Source organism: Acidimicrobiales bacterium (assembly GCA_041394245.1).
GTDB lineage: Bacteria > Actinomycetota > Acidimicrobiia > Acidimicrobiales > Aldehydirespiratoraceae > JAJRXC01.
On record JAWKIR010000003.1, the window covers coordinates 185,922 to 201,619 of the forward strand.

14 protein-coding genes, 1 tRNA gene and 1 pseudogene are annotated in these 15,698 nt (G+C 67.4%); 4 read left to right on the forward strand and 12 right to left on the reverse strand.

The window, feature by feature from the left end:
• Positions 1 to 78: 78 nt before the first annotated feature.
• Positions 79 to 534 (reverse strand): sigma factor-like helix-turn-helix DNA-binding protein, encoded by a 456-nt coding sequence (locus R2707_15455; GenBank protein MEZ5246497.1) that lies wholly within the window; start codon positions 532 to 534, stop codon positions 79 to 81.
• A 91-nt stretch (positions 535 to 625) separates the two neighbouring features.
• On the opposite strand from R2707_15455, the gene R2707_15460 reads away from it, so the two are divergent.
• Positions 626 to 895, forward strand: a complete 270-nt coding sequence (locus tag R2707_15460; protein MEZ5246498.1) for a hypothetical protein — start codon at positions 626 to 628, stop codon at positions 893 to 895.
• Positions 896 to 915: 20 nt separating this feature from the next.
• Here R2707_15460 and R2707_15465 read toward each other — a convergent pair whose 3' ends face one another.
• The 11 genes from R2707_15465 to R2707_15515 all read right to left on the reverse strand — a co-directional run bounded on the left by R2707_15465 (position 916) and on the right by R2707_15515 (position 11,239).
• Positions 916 to 1,626 (reverse strand): lysophospholipid acyltransferase family protein, encoded by a 711-nt coding sequence (locus R2707_15465; protein MEZ5246499.1) that lies wholly within the window; start codon positions 1,624 to 1,626, stop codon positions 916 to 918.
• 327 nt (positions 1,627 to 1,953) lie between these two features.
• Complete coding sequence (gene rsrA / locus R2707_15470) at positions 1,954 to 2,214, reverse strand: mycothiol system anti-sigma-R factor (GenBank protein MEZ5246500.1); 261 nt, start codon at positions 2,212 to 2,214, stop codon at positions 1,954 to 1,956.
• 11 nt (positions 2,215 to 2,225) lie between these two features.
• A complete protein-coding gene (locus R2707_15475; GenBank protein MEZ5246501.1) occupies positions 2,226 to 2,843 on the reverse strand; it encodes a sigma-70 family RNA polymerase sigma factor in 618 nt (205 codons plus the stop codon).
• 17 nt (positions 2,844 to 2,860) lie between these two features.
• Positions 2,861 to 2,936 (reverse strand) — tRNA-Thr (locus tag R2707_15480).
• A 61-nt stretch (positions 2,937 to 2,997) separates the two neighbouring features.
• A complete protein-coding gene (locus R2707_15485; GenBank protein MEZ5246502.1) occupies positions 2,998 to 4,104 on the reverse strand; it encodes a hypothetical protein in 1,107 nt (368 codons plus the stop codon).
• Entirely contained in the window at positions 4,086 to 4,691 is a 606-nt protein-coding gene (gene tmk, locus R2707_15490; protein ID MEZ5246503.1) for a dTMP kinase, read from the reverse strand. The genes R2707_15485 and tmk overlap by 19 nt, the downstream gene beginning before the upstream one ends.
• A complete protein-coding gene (locus tag R2707_15495; protein MEZ5246504.1) occupies positions 4,688 to 6,106 on the reverse strand; it encodes an MFS transporter in 1,419 nt (472 codons plus the stop codon). The genes tmk and R2707_15495 overlap by 4 nt, the downstream gene beginning before the upstream one ends.
• A gap of 89 nt (positions 6,107 to 6,195) precedes the next feature.
• Positions 6,196 to 8,955, reverse strand: coding sequence for a type I DNA topoisomerase (gene topA, locus R2707_15500; protein ID MEZ5246505.1), 2,760 nt, complete (start codon positions 8,953 to 8,955; stop codon positions 6,196 to 6,198).
• Positions 8,956 to 9,026: 71 nt separating this feature from the next.
• On the reverse strand, positions 9,027 to 10,394 hold the full coding sequence (nhaA, locus tag R2707_15505) for a Na+/H+ antiporter NhaA (protein ID MEZ5246506.1): 1,368 nt from the start codon (positions 10,392 to 10,394) through the stop codon (positions 9,027 to 9,029).
• A 15-nt stretch (positions 10,395 to 10,409) separates the two neighbouring features.
• The gene (locus tag R2707_15510) at positions 10,410 to 10,892 is read right to left on the reverse strand and encodes an ATP-binding protein (protein ID MEZ5246507.1); all 483 of its coding nucleotides are present in this window, start codon (positions 10,890 to 10,892) and stop codon (positions 10,410 to 10,412) included.
• Positions 10,889 to 11,239, reverse strand: a complete 351-nt coding sequence (locus R2707_15515; protein MEZ5246508.1) for an STAS domain-containing protein — start codon at positions 11,237 to 11,239, stop codon at positions 10,889 to 10,891. The genes R2707_15510 and R2707_15515 overlap by 4 nt, the downstream gene beginning before the upstream one ends.
• Positions 11,240 to 11,345: 106 nt before the next feature.
• Here R2707_15515 and R2707_15520 point away from each other — a divergent pair, with 106 nt between their 5' ends.
• The 3 genes and pseudogenes from R2707_15520 to R2707_15530 all read left to right on the forward strand — a co-directional run bounded on the left by R2707_15520 (position 11,346) and on the right by R2707_15530 (position 15,692).
• A complete protein-coding gene (locus R2707_15520) occupies positions 11,346 to 13,718 on the forward strand; it encodes a DEAD/DEAH box helicase (GenBank protein ID MEZ5246509.1) in 2,373 nt (790 codons plus the stop codon).
• Between the two features lie 48 nt (positions 13,719 to 13,766).
• Positions 13,767 to 14,435 carry an HD domain-containing protein gene (locus R2707_15525; protein ID MEZ5246510.1) on the forward strand — a complete coding sequence of 223 codons (669 nt, stop codon included), beginning with the start codon at positions 13,767 to 13,769 and terminating at the stop codon, positions 14,433 to 14,435.
• Positions 14,436 to 14,450: 15 nt separating this feature from the next.
• Positions 14,451 to 15,692, forward strand: a pseudogene (locus R2707_15530) (HD domain-containing phosphohydrolase).
• Positions 15,693 to 15,698 lie beyond the last annotated feature (6 nt).

Here is a 15,698-nt window from a genome sequence, read left to right on the forward strand (position 1 = left end):
GCGTCACCGCGTCAAGGTCGACTGTCCCCTGCAGTTCGTCGAGGAAGCGGCCGTACGTGCGGAGATCCGGGTGTTGCGTCACTGCTCCACCCCCAGGCTCGACCGAAGCCTGACCATCGCCCGGTCGACGTGCTTTTGCAGCGTCGACTTGGACACGTCGAGCACCTCCGCGGCCTCCGACAACGACCACCCGTACGCGTGGACCAACATCGCGGCCTGTCGCTGGCGGGCCGGCAGCGCCCCCAGCGCGGCAGCGAGCCCGGGCTCGATCATCGGCGTGCGGTCCTCGGGTGGGGGCGGCAGAACCACTCGGCGCGGAGGCCGCCGGCGCCCTCGACTTCGTCCGGTGACGTAGACGTAGCCGACCGGGTTCTCCATCTCCGCGATCCGGTCCCAGTGCTCCCATGCGTAGGCGAAGGCATCGGCCGTCGCCTCGCGGCCGAGGTCGATGCCGTAGAGACCGGTGAGGGCATGGCGGACCCGTGGCTCCGCGACTTCGAAGAATCGTCGAAATGCATCGATCTGGTCGGACACCACGTCTCCCGCGTCCCTCCTCTCTCCTGAAAGGCCGGAGCGGCACGATCGTATGACCGAGTGTCACACCCTTCTGGCATGATACGAACAGATGTTCGCTCCAGACGACCCACGCCACGCTCTACAGGCGACGCTCGACCAGCTGCAGCGCGAGGCTGTCTCGCTGGGGTCGGCTCGCGAGGCGGCGGACCTGATCCGGTCGCTCGAATCGTGCAGCCGTCGGCTTCGGGCCGAGACCCGCCCCCACAACGGCGGACCGTTCTGCGGCCGCCACAACCGCCACAAACAGAAAGGGTTCGCCGTATGGCGCGACCCCTCAGGGGTGTGGCACACCTACCGGCCCGACGGGTCGGAGATCTGACTCCGAGGCGTCGGTCTCGCCTACACGGCGATGGGCAGGGCCCGGGGCACCGCGACCGACGCCCTCGACCGCCGCTGCTCGCTCAGTGCCGCGATCGCATCCATCACCTCGTCGGTGATCTCGCGCTTGACCGCGCCGGTCGGGCGCTCGCCGGTCCACCGTCCCAGATCGATCGGCGCACCGAAGCGGACCGTGATCGGCGTCCGCCGCGGGATGAGCGAATCGGGCGGCATGGCGACCTCGGTGCCGAGGATGCCGATCGGCACGATCGGGGCACCACTCTTTAGGGCGAGGTGGGCGACCCCGACATGGCCGTCGTGGAGCAGGCCGTCACGAGAACGGGTTCCCTCCGGGAAGATGCCGACGATCTCGCCCGCCTGCAGCCGTTCGATGGCGAGACCCAGACTCCTGCCGACACCGCGCCCGCTGCGATCGACCGGGATCATCCCGGCTGCAGGGAAGAGCCGTCGCGTGGCGGGCATCGTCAGGTACTCGGCCTTGCCGAGAAAGGTCACCTGGCGGCTGCACGAGTACATCAACAGGACCGAATCGATGAACGAGAGATGGTTGGCCGCGAAGATCACGCCCCCATGATCGGGGACGTTGTCGAGGCCCTCCCGTTCGACGTTGAGCCAGCCGCGATGGAGCGGGGCGCTCGCTCGGCGGATGCTCCAATAACGGCGCCCGATCCGGTCGGACTCGTGGATGAGGGGGAGACCACGTGATGCCATGACGACATCGTGAAGTGCCCATGTGGCAACCGCATCGCCGCCACGTGAACAAGAGATTTCCACAGGCTGTCGCGTGTGGAATATCCGCTAGTCGTCCAAGACCTTGCCCCGCATCCGCGGAACCACCATCGGGGCGTGCAACGAACAGAATTCCTGCTCGTTGTAGACGCTCAGTCGGGTGACGCAATCCGGTTCGCCGCAAACCCGGCCGGTGGCCGAACGGGGAAGGTTGCGCTCGATGCTCGTGAACCGCTCACCTTGGACTCGCATACCGATGTCAACGCCGTCGGCCGAGAAATCGTTCCAGCCGCCGGCCGAAAATGTCGCTTAGCGGCCCATCTCGTTGCGCAGTGCCGCGGCGATACGGGCCCGCAGCTCGTCGGGCACCTTCTCCTGGCACCGCATCGAGACGACCTGACGCAGCTCCGTCTCGAACGAGTAGCGGTCGCCGCACGGCGAACAGAGGTCGAGGTGGGTACGGATGACCGTGCGCTTCTGCACCGTCAACTCACCGTCGAGATAGGTGTAGAGCTCGGCGAGTGCCTGCTGGCAGTCGGGATTCCCGTCGCAGGGATCAGGCTCTGGCATGTGATCCATGATCAGATCTCGTCGTTCGTGTCGGCACCGACGACCGCCGGTACTGCTGGTTCAGCATCATCTGGGAGCAGTCGCCGCGCTTCGGCAAAGCCGTACAACCGCTTCTGCAGCTGCTTTCTTCCACGGTGCAGGCGACTCATCACGGTGCCGATCGGAATGTCGAGGATCTCGGCGATCTCCTTGTAGGCGAACCCCTCCACATCGGCCAGGAGAATCGGCAGCCGGTAGTGCTCGGGCAGGTCCTCGACCGCTTCCTTCACCTCGGCCTCACCGAAGAGATCCATGAGTTCGTCTTCGGCGCTGCGACCGAGCGCCGCACCCTCGAGGCCGCCGATACGGCGATAGAGGTAGAGATCCTCGACATCGTCGAGATCCTGCTCGTCGGGACGCCGTTGCTTCTTGCGATAGGCGTTGATGTAGGTGTTGGTGAGGATGCGATACATCCACGCTTTGAGGTTGGTGCCTGCCTCGAAGCGGTCGTAGGCGCGGTACGCCTTGAGGTACGTCTCCTGGACGAGATCCTCGGCATCGGCCGGGTTGCGGGTCATCCGCAGCGCCGCGCTGTAGAGCGATGACATCACGTCCATCGCATCGTCGGCGAATGTGGCCGGATCAGCCAAGGCTGTCTCCCTTTCTCTGGAGCCCGAGACGAGAATTGAACTCGTGACCTACGCTTTACGAGAGCGTCGCTCTACCAACTGAGCTACTCGGGCAGGACTCAGAAGGTACCAAATCCGCCCCGCTGATCCTCACCTGCGGGCCTTCGCCGCAGCGTCACGACAGCGGCGGGAGACGGACGAACAACGCCTGGAGCAACAGCGCCTCGTTGGGGTTGCGGATGAGGGCTTCCGATGCCTGACGGATCCGGTCCACCGCGTCCAATGGGCCCTGCCGAGGGTCGCCGCCGGCGATCGCCTCGTGGTAACGACGGGCCAGGGTTGCCAGCCCGAACCGCAGCTCGTCGGTGCGGTACTGGCGCAGCTCGCGTTTGTGGCGGGTCTCCATCTCACGGCGCCCCGAACCGCGGGTGCCGAGCTGCTCCTCGCGTGCCTCGAGCGCAGCCAGTTCCTCGTCGTGGCGGGCAACCCGGGCCGCCGCCGCATCATCGATCATCATGCGGAGTTCCTCGACCAGCGCTCCCGCGGCCGCACCTGTGCCGTCGAGCCGATCCGGCACCGACCACCAGGCGTCGCGGCGAGCCGCGAGGCGTTCGTCGAGCACGAGTACCCGGGCCCGACCCAGGTCGCCGTTTGCCGCTGCAGCCACCACACCGGCACGCTCGGGATCGGTCAGCCCCTCGGCGACGAGTACACCGGCGATGTCGGTCGCCGAGAGCGATCCGAAGTCGACACGGGTGCACCGCGACTCGATGGTGATCTGGTGCGGCGGGACGTCGGTCGCGAGCAGCACGAAGATCGTGCTCTCAGGGGGCTCTTCGATCAGCTTGAGCAACGCCGACGACGCGGCGGCTTCGGCCGTCTGGAACTGATCGACCACCACGATCTTGCGGGTGCCCTCGGTCGGCGACCGACTCGCCTCCTTGATGATGGCGGGGATCTCCCCGGGATCGTCCTTGCGCCCGAGCCGCAGCGCGTTGCCGCTCGGCGCGAACACCACGATGTCGGGATGGATCAGGCCGGCCGCGAGCCGGCGATGCCGATCCGCTCCGTCGGGGTCAGCCGCAGCCAGGATCTCGCCGCCGAACACACCGGCGGCCCGGCGCTTGCCCGCCCCGGTTGGACCGACGAACAGATAGGCGTGAACCGGCGACTGCGCGGCGGCGGAGAGCCGACGCACCGCGTCGGGCTGACCGATGACGGCGGCCCACGGATCAGCGGCCTGAGGGTCGGTGGTCGCCGCGATCACGACACTGCCAGCCATGCGTCGACGGCGGCATCGATCCGACCGGCGACCTCGTCGACCGTGCCACCCGCGTCGATCACCAGCCACCGATCGGGATCGGCGGCCGCGAGCTCGAGGTAGCCGTTGCGGACCCGCTGGTGGAAATCCGCGCCCGCACCCTCGATGCGATCCATCTGATCGCCCAGACGCGCCCGAGCCACCTCCAGATCCACGTCGAGCAGCACCGTCAGGTCGGGCTCGACCCCGTGGGTCGCGAACGACATCGTCGCCCGCAGCACGTCGAGGTCGAGACCGCGGCCGTACCCCTGGTACGCGAGCGTCGACGCGGTGAACCGGTCGGAGATGATCGTCTCGCCGGCTGCCAGGGCCGGCCCGACGATCTCCGCCACGTGCTGTGCCTTGTCGGCGATGATCAGGAGTGCCTCGGCTCGGTCGTCGAGGCTGTGGTTGGTCGGGTCGAGGACGATGGCGCGAATCGCCCCGCCGACATCGGTCGCTCCGTGCTGGAAGGTCACCGCGACGCCGAGACGGGCTCCGAGTCGACGGGCCTGCGTGGACTTCCCGGACGCATCGGCACCTTCGAAGGCGATCAACCGACCACTCACGAAAGGTCCTCCGCCAACTCGGACCGCTCCGGCTTCTCGACTCCGATGGAGCTGCCCAGGTAGGCGCCGCTGCCGGCGCGGAGGCTCCACGACGCGAGGAGCCCGGCGCCCATGATGGTCACCGACGACAACCAGAGCGTGAGCCGCACCCCGGGCGTGAGCACCGTCAGGCCGAAGAGATTGACGTCGCCCTCCCACCATCGGTCCGAGAGCGTGTCGAGTGCCTCCGACACGAGCGGCGCAACGGCCAGGGCGAACAGCATGCAGAACCGCACGAGCACGAGCAGCGCCGAGAAGATCCGTCCCCGCAACTCGTCGTCGACGTTCTCGTGCAGCAGGGTGAAACCGAGCACATAGATCGGGCCGGCGGCGAAGCCGACCACTGCGAGGACGGGCACGACCACGGAGAGGTACGGCGACGACGACGCGACGAGCAGCGCGCCACCGGCCAGCACGAGTACCCCGGGAAAGACTGCCGCGCGGTTGATGCGATTCTGCAGGAGCGACGCGGTGACGACACCGGCCGCCATCCCGAGTCCGAGCGCGAACAGCACGAGGTTGAAGTCGGCATCGTCACCGACGATCAGCTCGTCGACATAGATCGCACCCAGGGGAACGAGCATGCCACCGCCGATCACACCGACCCCCAGACCGACGTTGACGGCGCGGACGATGGGATTGACCGCGATGAAACGCCAGCCCTCGCGCAGCTCGCGCCATGCGGCGCCGAGATCCAGCCCGCGCTTCGTCTGCCCACGACGTTCCTCACGAGAACGCGCCGGGAAGGCGATGGTGTAGATGATCAACGCGGTGAGCAGGAACGAGATGCCGTCGACGTAGAACGCCAGGCCGTCCTCGTTGAGACGCCAGGTGTCGACCCACCCCTCGTCGGCCAACGACTCCGCGGCCTTCGCGAGCAGTGCGGCGATACCTGCAGCCACCGGGAACATGCCGTAGGCCGCAGCCACGTTGAGTGAGTTGGCGGTCGTGAGCTTCTCGGTCGGAACGATGTTGGGGACGATCGCCTCCTTGGCCGGCGACCACAGCATCGTGAAGATCTCGAGCAGGAACGATGCGACGATCAGCCCGAACAGGCTGTCGACGAACGGCAGCGAGAACATCACCAGGGCTCGCCCGATGTCGCACATGAGCAGGAGTCGTTTGCGGTTGAACCGGTCGACGATGATCCCGGCCGCGGTGGCGAGGAAGAAGCCGGGGGCGATACGGGTGGCGAGCACGATGGCGATCGCGGTGCCCTCGGTCCCGTCGCCGCTCAACTTGGCCGCGAGCGAGATCGTCGCCAGGAGGCCGAGCCAATCCCCTGTGGCGGAGATGACCTGGGCGATCCAGAGCCGGAAGAACTCCTTCGAGCCGAACATCGCTTCGATGCGGCCCCTCGGGCGCGTCTGCGACATCGCTTCGCCCATACGTGACGCGCTGCTCGAAGCCCGTTCTCCCACCGGCGACACCCTAGGCGGAACCGACAAGGCCCACCGAGCGTGAACTACTCGGGCGAATCCGCAGGCGCATGCTGCCCGGCCGACGCGTTCTTCGTCGCCTTCTTCTTGGTCGCCTTCTTCTTGGAGGCCTTCTTCTTGGAGGCCTTCTTCTTGGATGCCTTCTTCGCCGGGCCCTTGGCCCGGCGATCGGCGAGCAGCTCTGCGGCGCGTTCGATCGTGAGTTCCTCGACGGTGTCGCCCTTGCGAAGCGACGCGTTGTACTCCCCATCGGTGACGTAGGGGCCGAAGCGACCGTCCTTGACGACCATCTCGTTGCCCGACTCGGGGTCGGGACCCATCTCCCGCAACGGCGGCTTGGCGGTCTGACCGCGACCGCGCTTGGGCTGGGCGAGGATGGCCAGACACTCCTCGAGCGTGATGGTGAACAGCTGTTCCTCGGTCTGGAGGCTGCGACTGTCCTTGCCCTTGAGGAGATATGGGCCGTAGCGACCGTTCTGGACGGTGATGACCTCGCCGTCGACCGGGTCGGCACCGACCGTGCGGGGCAACGACAAGAGCTGCAACGCGTCGTCGAGCGTGACCCGCTCGAGCGTCATCGTCTGGAACAGCGACGCGGTCTTCGGCTTCTCGTCGGTGCCGTCGAAGTCCTCGAACGTGCCGACCTGCACGTAGGGCCCGAAGCGGCCCGCCTTCGCGTAGATGTCCAGACCGGACTCGGGATCCTGGCCGAGTACACGGCCTTCCTTGGGCTGCGACAGGTACTCCATCGCCTTGTCGAGGGTGAGCTCGTCGGGCGGGATGTCGTCGGGAATCGAAGCGGTCTCGTTGTCGTCCTTGTTGTCGCTGTCGCCCTTTTGGACATACGGGCCGAACTTGCCGACCCGAGCCACGACCGGCTGACCGTCCTCGGTCATGCCGAGCGGGATGGTGTTGACGAGCCGGGCGTCGATGTCGGGCAGGCGGGTCGAGACCTTCTCCTTCAGACCGGGCTCACCGTCCTCGCCACCCTCACCGAAGTAGAAGCGGGTCAACCACGGCTCGGCGAACTCGGTGCCGCTCGCGATCTTGTCGAGATCGTCCTCCATCTTCGCGGTGAAGGCGTAGTCGACGAGGTTCGGGAAGTGGCCCTCCATCACGTTGACCACGGAGAACGCGGTGAACGACGGGACGAGCGCCGACCCCCGCTTCCAGACGTAGCCGCGATCCTGGATCGTCCCGATGATCGACGCGTAGGTCGACGGCCGCCCGACCCCCAACTCCTCGAGCCGTTTCACCAACGACGCTTCGGTGTAGCGCGACGGGGGCTGGGTCTCGTGCCCCTCGAACTGCAGAGGACCGACGGCGCGTGCCGCGTCGCCCTTGTCGAGCGGGGGCAGCCGGCGCTCGTCGTCGTCGCCGTCCTCGCTCGACCCTCGCCGATCCTTGTCGACCGACTCCTCGTAGACCTCGCGGAAGCCCCGGTGTTGAATGACGGTGCCCGTGGCGTTGAACTCGACGTCCTTGCCGCCCGCGCTGATCGCCCCGAGGCGGAGCTGCACGGTCTCACCGGTGCAGTCGGTCATCTGCGAGGCGACGGTCCGCTTCCAGATCAGTTCGTAGACGCGGGCCTCCGAGATCGGCACCTCCTTCGCGACATCATCGGGCAGCCGGAAGGCATCGCCGGCGGGACGGATGGCCTCGTGGGCCTCCTGCGCGTTCTTCGACTTCTTCGTGTAGAGCCGCGGGGCGTCGGGCAGGAAGTCCTTGCCGTAGCGCTCGGAGATCATGGCCCGGGCGGCCTGCAGCGCGGTGTCGGACAAGGTCGTGCTGTCCGTTCGCATGTAGGTGATGTAGCCCTTTTCGTAGAGGCCCTGGGCGGCCCGCATCGCCATCGCCGACGACAGCCCGAGCTTGTTGCCCGCCTCCTGCTGGAAGGTGGAGGTGATGAACGGTGCCGCCGGGCGCCGCCGGTAGGGCTTCGACTCGCGCGACCGGACCTCGTAGGGCACACCCTCGAGGTCGCCGGCCAACGTCGTGGCGGCGGCCTCGTCGAGGACGACCACGTCGTCACGCGAGAGCCGGCCGTCGTCGCCGAAGTCCCGGCCACTGGCCAGGCGGACCCCGTCGATCTGGGCGAGCGACGCGGTGAACTCGGAGGAACGCGCCGCATCTCCGGTGTCGCCATCCGCCGCGGCGAACTGGCCCTTGATGTCCCAGTAGCCGGCCGACACGAACGCCATGCGTTCGCGCTCCCGCTCGACGACGAGCCGAGTGCCCACACTCTGGACCCGGCCGGCCGAGAGGCTCGGCATGATCTTCTTCCACAGGACCGGGGAGACCTCGTAGCCGTAGAGCCGGTCGAGGATGCGGCGAGCCTCCTGCGCATCGACCATCTTGCGGTCGAGCTCACGAGGCGTCTCGATGGCGCGCTGAATCGCCTTCTCGGTGATCTCGTGGAAGACCATGCGCTTCACGGGCACCTGGGGATTGAGTACCTCGATCAGGTGCCAGGCGATCGCCTCGCCTTCGCGATCCTCATCCGTTGCGAGATAGAGCTCGTCGGCGTCCTTCAGCAGCGACTTCAGGAGCCGGATGTGGTCCTTCTTGTCGGAGTTCTCGACATAGAGCGGCTTGAAACCGTTGTCGACGTCGATGCCGGTACGGGCCCACTTCTCCCCCTTGTAGGCCGTGGGGACGTCGGCGGCGTTGCGCGGGAGATCACGGACGTGCCCGATGGACGATTCCACGGTGAATCCGTCGCCGAGGTACTCGGCGATCTTCTTGGCTTTCGCCGGAGACTCGACGATGACGAGAGCATTGGCCACGGAGGGGAACCAAACCGATCTTGGAGGGTCTTGTCAATACGTGTGGGTGATGGACGGGTCCGACGCAGGGGTCAGACGCCAGCAGGAACCGGGTCGTCCGCCTCGACCTCGAGCACCACGCTGGAACGCCGAAGGATCAGCGTTCCGACTGCGGCCGCGATGGTCGATGCCGCGAGAATGCCGATACGCGCCTCGTCGGCGATCAACGGATCGTCGAAGGCCAGACCGGTGATGAACAACGAGACGGTGAAGCCGATACCGGCCATCGCCGCGAGGCCGAACACGTCGATCCACGACGCGGTACGGGGAAGTGTGGCGATGCCGGTCTTCACGGCGATGAACGTCGCGAGCGAGACGCCGATGAACTTTCCGACCACCAGACCGAAGGCCACACCGAGGGTCACCGGGCTCGTCAGCGCCTCCGACAGCGTGTCGCCGGAAAGCATCACGCCCGCGTTCGCCAGGGCGAAGACGGGGATGATCATGTAGCTCGAGAAAGGGTGCAGCACGTCTTCGAGTCGCTCGACCACGGAGACCTGTTCCTTGAGCTCGAAATTCGCACGACGCACGACCGGCGCGCTCGCGTCGCCGCGCACCGCCCGCCGGATCACGTCGTCGATGTCGCGCTCGTGGGCCTCGCCCTTGAGGGGCGTGGCCGGCGTGATCAGGCCGAGGATCACGCCCGCGATGGTGGCGTGGATGCCGGACTCGAGCGCGGCCAACCACACGAATGCGCCGACGAATACATACGCGGGGATCCACCAGATCCGCACCAGCCGCATCGCGACCACCACGAGGATCCCGGCGATCGCCACGAAGAACCAGCCCGTCGAGAAGTCGTCGGTGTAGAAGATGGCGATCACGGCGATGGCGCCGATGTCGTCGACGATGGCGAGGGTGAGGAGGAACACCTTCATCGCGCTCGGCACGCGATCGCCGAGCAGCGAGACGACGCCCACCGCGAACGCGATGTCGGTCGCCATCGGGATGCCCCAGCCGTCGAACTCGGCGCCGCCGGCGTTGAACAGGATGTAAATGCAGGCAGGCACGATCATGCCGCCGAGCGCGGCGATGGCCGGAAGGGCCGCGGCTCGCGGATCGCGCAGCTCGCCGACGACGAGCTCGCGCTTGATCTCGAGACCGACGACGAAGAAGAAGATCGCCATCAAGCCGTCGTTGATCCAGTCGAGGAGGGTTTCGTCGAGGTGGAGCAGATCACCGACCTGGAAGGAGATGTGGGTCTCGAGGATCTCGTGGTAGCTGTCGCTCCACGGCGAGTTCGCCCACACCAGCGCGACGATCGTCGCCACGAGGAGGAGAATCCCACCGGCTGCCTCGATGCGGAGGAAGTTGCGGACCGGTCGTCCGACTCGGCGGGCAAGCGTGCGCTCGCCACCCAACCACGTCAGCGGAGATAGAGGTACGTCGTCACTGGCCATAGACGTTGACGAACGCTAGCGGTCGGAATCGCGTCGGCGACGTTTCGACGAATACACGACCAATCGCACGTCCGTTCCGTCGTCGGTCGCCGAGATCTCCGACTCGTCGGTGAGCATCTGCATGAGGTGCACCCCGAGCCCCGACTCGTGGAGCAGACGTTCGGGCCGGTCGGGTTCCGGCAGGGTCGGCACCTCGTCGGGCTCGAATCCCATCCCCATGTCGTGGACCACGACGGCGATCTCCTCGTCGGCGAGATTGCACTGGATCCGGATCCGATCGCTCACGCCGTGGAGATCGTGGGCCTCGATGGCGTTGGTCGTCGCCTCGCTCACGGCGACACGAAGGTCCTCGATGCGTTCCGACGCGATGTCGGGTTCGATCTCGGCCGCGGCGGCGACGACGACGCGCACGAGCGACACGTACTCGGTCCGTGCGGGGATCTCGAGGACGATCTCTCCGGGTCGGAAATCGGCAACCGCCATCTCGTCGCCGGTCATCGGGACGCCCCTGTCGCCGCGACGGCGTCGTCGACGCTGGTGTGGAGGTCGAACACCCGGTCGAGGTCGCAGACCTCGAACACCCGGCGCACGTGCGGCTCCGGGACCACGAGTCGGAGATCACCGTCGAGGAGACGGGCGCGTTTCAGCGCGCCGATGACCACTCCGAGCCCGAACGAGTCGATGAAATCGACGCCGGTCAGATCCAACACGAGACGGTGGTTGCCCTCCCGGACCTCGGCCATGACGGCCTGGCGCAGGTCGGGCCCCCCGACGACATCGAGCTCGCCCGCGACGGTGATCACCATCCACGAACCGTCTCGATGCGAGTGGGTCACGATCTGCACAAGGGCTGACGGTAATACGACCGGAGCCCGCTCCGGGGGCGAGCGACACGACCGACGCAAACCTCACCCGTGTGATTCGGTCACACCCGTCTCGTAGTGTGGCGCGATGGCCCTCGCCCCCGAGCCGGTTCCGCTCCTCGCGGACACCCCTGCGGATACCGCCGCGCCGGCCCTGCGAGTGGCTGCCCCACCGCTCCCACGGACACCGGCGTTCGACGAACTCCTCGCCGAGCTGTCCGCCGATGGCCGGCTCGTTCACCTCCAGCAGATCCCCGAACGGGCCGAGTGCTTCGGTGCGCTCGAACGACCGCTTCCCCCCGCGATCGTCGAGATCATCGGCGACGAACCGCTCTGGAGCCACCAGGCCGAGGCGATCGACCTCGCCCGCCGCGGCGCCAACGTGGTCGTGGCCACCGGCACCGCGTCCGGCAAGTCCCGCTGTTTCCAGCTGCCGGTGGCGGAGGCCGTCGTCGATCCGATCCGGCCGGGCACCTCCCTCCTGCTCTATCCCACCAAGGCCCTCGCCCACGACCAGCTCCGAGCGTTGACGGCCATCGGCTTTCCCGACCTCGTCGCCGGCGCTTACGACGGCGACTCGTCGACCGAGGAGAAGGCCTGGATCCGCGACAACGCCAATGTCGTGCTCACCAATCCCGAGATGCTCCACGGCGGCCTCCTCCCCCGCCACGCCAAGTGGGACACCTTCCTCATGCGCCTTCGCTATGTGGTGATCGACGAGCTCCACGTGTTGCGCGGGATCTTCGGCACCCATGTCGCCCACATCCTCCGCCGCCTCCGCCGGATCTGCCACCACTACGGCGGCGATCCCACGTTCATCTTCTGTTCGGCCACGATCGGTGATCCGGCCCGCCTCGCGTCGGCGTTGTGCGCGGCGCCGGTCACCGCGGTCACCGCCGACGGGTCGCCATCCGGACCCCGCCGGTTCGCCCTGATCGATCCACCGGTGATCGATCAGGTGAGCGGGGCACGCACATCGGCCAACTCCGAATGCGCGTCGATCACGGCGGCGCTCATCGAGAGCGGACATCGCACGATCACCTTCTGTCGGTCGCGCAAGGGCACCGAACTGGTGGCCGCCGACGTGAACGAGCGCCTGCCCGTCGAACTCCGCGACAGCGTGATGCCCTATCGCGCCGGCTATCTCGCCCAGGAGCGCCGGGCCATCGAGCACGAACTCTTCGGGGGCAACCTCCGGGGCGTGGTGTCGACCTCGGCGCTCGAGCTCGGCGTCGACATCGGCGGACTCGATGCGTGTGTGATGAACGGGTTTCCCGGAACCATCGCCTCCATGTGGCAGCAGGCAGGCCGTGCCGGGCGTCGCACTGCGCCATCCGTCACGGTGATGATCGGCGGCGACGACCAGCTCGACCGCTACCTCATGGCGCACCCCGACGAGGTCTTCAGCCGACCCCCCGAGCCATCGGTGGTCAACACCGCCAACCCCTTCATCCTCGACCCGCATCTCGCGTGCGCGGCCTACGAACTCCCCCTCAGCTACGACGACCTGCGCTGGTGGAGCGACGAAGAGCTGCACGACGGCGTGCGTGATCTCGTCCGCGACGATCGGCTCCGTCTGCGCCGGCGTTGGCGCAACGGCACCGAGGAGCCCTTCGCCCACTGGTGCGGCACTGGTTATCCGACACGGGGAATCAGCCTGCGATCGGGATCCTCGGGAGAGATCCGGATCATCGAACACCACACCGAACGTCTCATCGGCACGGTCGACGAGAGCCGATCGCACAGCGCCGTCCACACGGGGGCGATCTATCTCCATCGAGGCAATGCGTTCGAGGTGGTCGAGCTCGATCTCGACCGGCGGGAAGCCCGCGTCGTCGAAGCCGACGGTGGGGAGTACACCCAGGCCCGCAGCGCAACCGACATCCGCGTGTTGGCGATCGACGACACGCGCCGGGTCGGCGCGGCCACACTGCACCTCGGCTCGGTCGAGGTCATCACGCAGGTCACCGGCTACCAGATGCGCGACGCCAGATCCCGAAAGATCCTGAGCAACGAGACACTCGACCTGCCCGAGCAACGGCTCGTCACCCGGGCGTTCTGGTACACCGTCGATTCGGCGCTCGTCGCCCGGGCGAGCGCCGACATCGCCGGCACCCTCCATGCCGCCGAACACGCCGCAATCGGCCTGCTGCCACTGTTCACGATCTGCGACCGATGGGATGTCGGCGGCGTGTCGACCGCGCTGCATGCCGACACCGGAGCACCGACCATCTTCATCTACGACGGCTATCCCGGCGGCGCCGGCATCGCCGAGCTCGGATGGGAGGCCGGGGCTCGGCACCTCGACGCCACCGCCGAGGTGATCGAGGCGTGCCCGTGCACCGACGGCTGCCCCTCGTGTGTGCAGTCCCCGAAGTGCGGCAACGGCAACGAACCCCTCGACAAGGTGGGAGCGGCCAACCTGCTCCGGACGATTCTCGGTACCGCGCCGACCGAATAGTGGCACGATCGGGCCGTTTGGCCTATGGAGGGCAGCCGACGCGCCCTCATGGTGAACGACGTTCGGGCCGACAGGAACACCGTGGGAACCGAGATCGAGTCGACCGAGGTCGACGCAGCCGGGCGCGAATGGCGGGCGCGCCCCGTCCTGGCCAAAGCCGCGCGCCTCACGATCCTCGCGGTCCCCTTCATCGCGGTCACCGCAGCGGCCTGGAAGCTGAATCACCTCCTCGGCGAGCCTGCGAGCGTCATCGAGGCCGTCGCCCGTTGGGCCGCACTGTCGCTGATCTCGACCCTGACCCTCGTCTCGATCGACCGTGCCGCACGCCAGTACCTCCCGCTGTCGACCCTGCTGCGGCTGTCGATCGTCTTCCCCGACCAGGCACCGTCGCGCTTCAAGATGGCCCTACGCCGCGGCACCGCCAAGCATCTCGCTCGCGAGGTCGCCGAGCTCGAGAACGCGAGTGCCCAGGAGGCTGCGGAGTACCTGCTCCACATCGTCGGAAAGCTCACCGCCCACGATCGCCTGACCCGAGGGCACACCGAACGGGTGCGCGCCTATGCGGATCTGGTCGCGGTCGAGATGGGCTTGACCGAGCACGAGCGGATGAAGCTGCAGTGGGCGGGGCTGCTCCACGACATCGGCAAGCTGACGGTGCCGGCCGACGTGCTCAACAAGTCCACGAAGCTGAGCGACCGGGAATGGTCACGTCTGTAGAGCCACCCCGCCGAGGGCTGGAAGATGGTGCAGCCGATGCGGGGATGGCTCGGGGAGTGGGCCCGGGGAACCCGTGACCACCACGAGCGCTGGGATGGCGGTGGCTACCCCCGCGGCATCAAGGGACACGAGATCTCCCGAGCGGGCCGGATCATCGCCATCGTCGACGCGTTCGACGTGATGACGTCGGTGCGGGCCTACAAGTCGGCGATGAGCCACGACGACGCCCGCGCCGAACTCGCGTCGTGCTCGGGCGCCCGGTTCGATCCCGATGTCGTCAGGGCGTTCCTGTCCGCCTCGCTGGTCCCCACCCAGCGAGGCAAGGTCGGCACGTGGCTCGCGAACTCCCCCATCGCCATGCAGTTCAGCGGCGCCGCGAACATCCCGGCCGCGGCGACCTCGGCAATCGCCGCGGTCTTCGCGGCAACGTCGGTCGTGATGCCGATGATCAACGCCGAACCCGAGGAACTCGTCGCCGAGCGGATCGTCGAGGAGATCGCGGTCACGACGACCGTGACCCTCCCGGCCACGACATCGCTTCCGGCCGCCACGACCACCACGACAACCACCACGACGACAACCGTTCCGACACCGACCACCACTCGGCCACCGTCGACCGATGACGCGCCTCGGGTCGCCACGACCACGACCCCGACGACCACGACCGGAGCGGTCGTGCTCGAAGTGCCCACCACGACCACGACGACCACGACACTGCCTCCCTCGACCTTCGACGGCGGATACCTGGGTGCCGGAAGTGGCGGATCGTCGTTCGGGCTGGTGTCGGCCGTCGGCGGGAGTGGCGCCACGAACTGGGACAGCGCCGCCAACGCCGACCCGGGTCTCACGCTCACCTCGGGTCCGAGTGGCCTCATCGAGCTCGACGCACCCAACGTGGCTGCATGGGTCCTTCCGATCGCCGACCCCACCCGGCTCGCAGGCAACGCGTCGCTGCGCATTCATGTTGCGACATCGGGCTTCAGCACCGAAGCGCTCGGCGGTGTCGCCGCCGGTCTCTCCGACTGCGCGTCGCTGCTCGCGTCGTGCACCACGATCAGCACCGGACAGATCGTCTTCTCCCAGGAACCGTTCGGCGCCGACTTCGGCGCGGCGACCATCACCCTCGGAGCGATCGACTACACGGTTCCCGACGGTCACTACCTCGTGGTCAGCATGACGGTGCCCCAGTCGATGTCGACCGATACCTGGCTCGCCTTCGGCACCGCCGACTATCCGTCGCGCTTCCGTCTCACCTGAGCGATC

Coding starts and splice junctions, on each gene's coding strand:
- R2707_15460 (MEZ5246498.1), top strand. CDS start 626: ATGTTCGCTCCAGACGACCCACGCCACGCTCTACAGGCGACGCTCGAC.
- R2707_15465 (MEZ5246499.1), bottom strand. CDS start 1,626: ATGGCATCACGTGGTCTCCCCCTCATCCACGAGTCCGACCGGATCGGG.
- rsrA (MEZ5246500.1), bottom strand. CDS start 2,214: ATGCCAGAGCCTGATCCCTGCGACGGGAATCCCGACTGCCAGCAGGCA.
- R2707_15485 (MEZ5246502.1), bottom strand. CDS start 4,104: ATGGCTGGCAGTGTCGTGATCGCGGCGACCACCGACCCTCAGGCCGCT.
- R2707_15495 (MEZ5246504.1), bottom strand. CDS start 6,106: ATGTCGCAGACGCGCCCGAGGGGCCGCATCGAAGCGATGTTCGGCTCG.
- nhaA (MEZ5246506.1), bottom strand. CDS start 10,394: ATGGCCAGTGACGACGTACCTCTATCTCCGCTGACGTGGTTGGGTGGC.
- R2707_15510 (MEZ5246507.1), bottom strand. CDS start 10,892: ATGACCGGCGACGAGATGGCGGTTGCCGATTTCCGACCCGGAGAGATC.
- R2707_15520 (MEZ5246509.1), top strand. CDS start 11,346: ATGGCCCTCGCCCCCGAGCCGGTTCCGCTCCTCGCGGACACCCCTGCG.
- R2707_15525 (MEZ5246510.1), top strand. CDS start 13,767: ATGGTGAACGACGTTCGGGCCGACAGGAACACCGTGGGAACCGAGATC.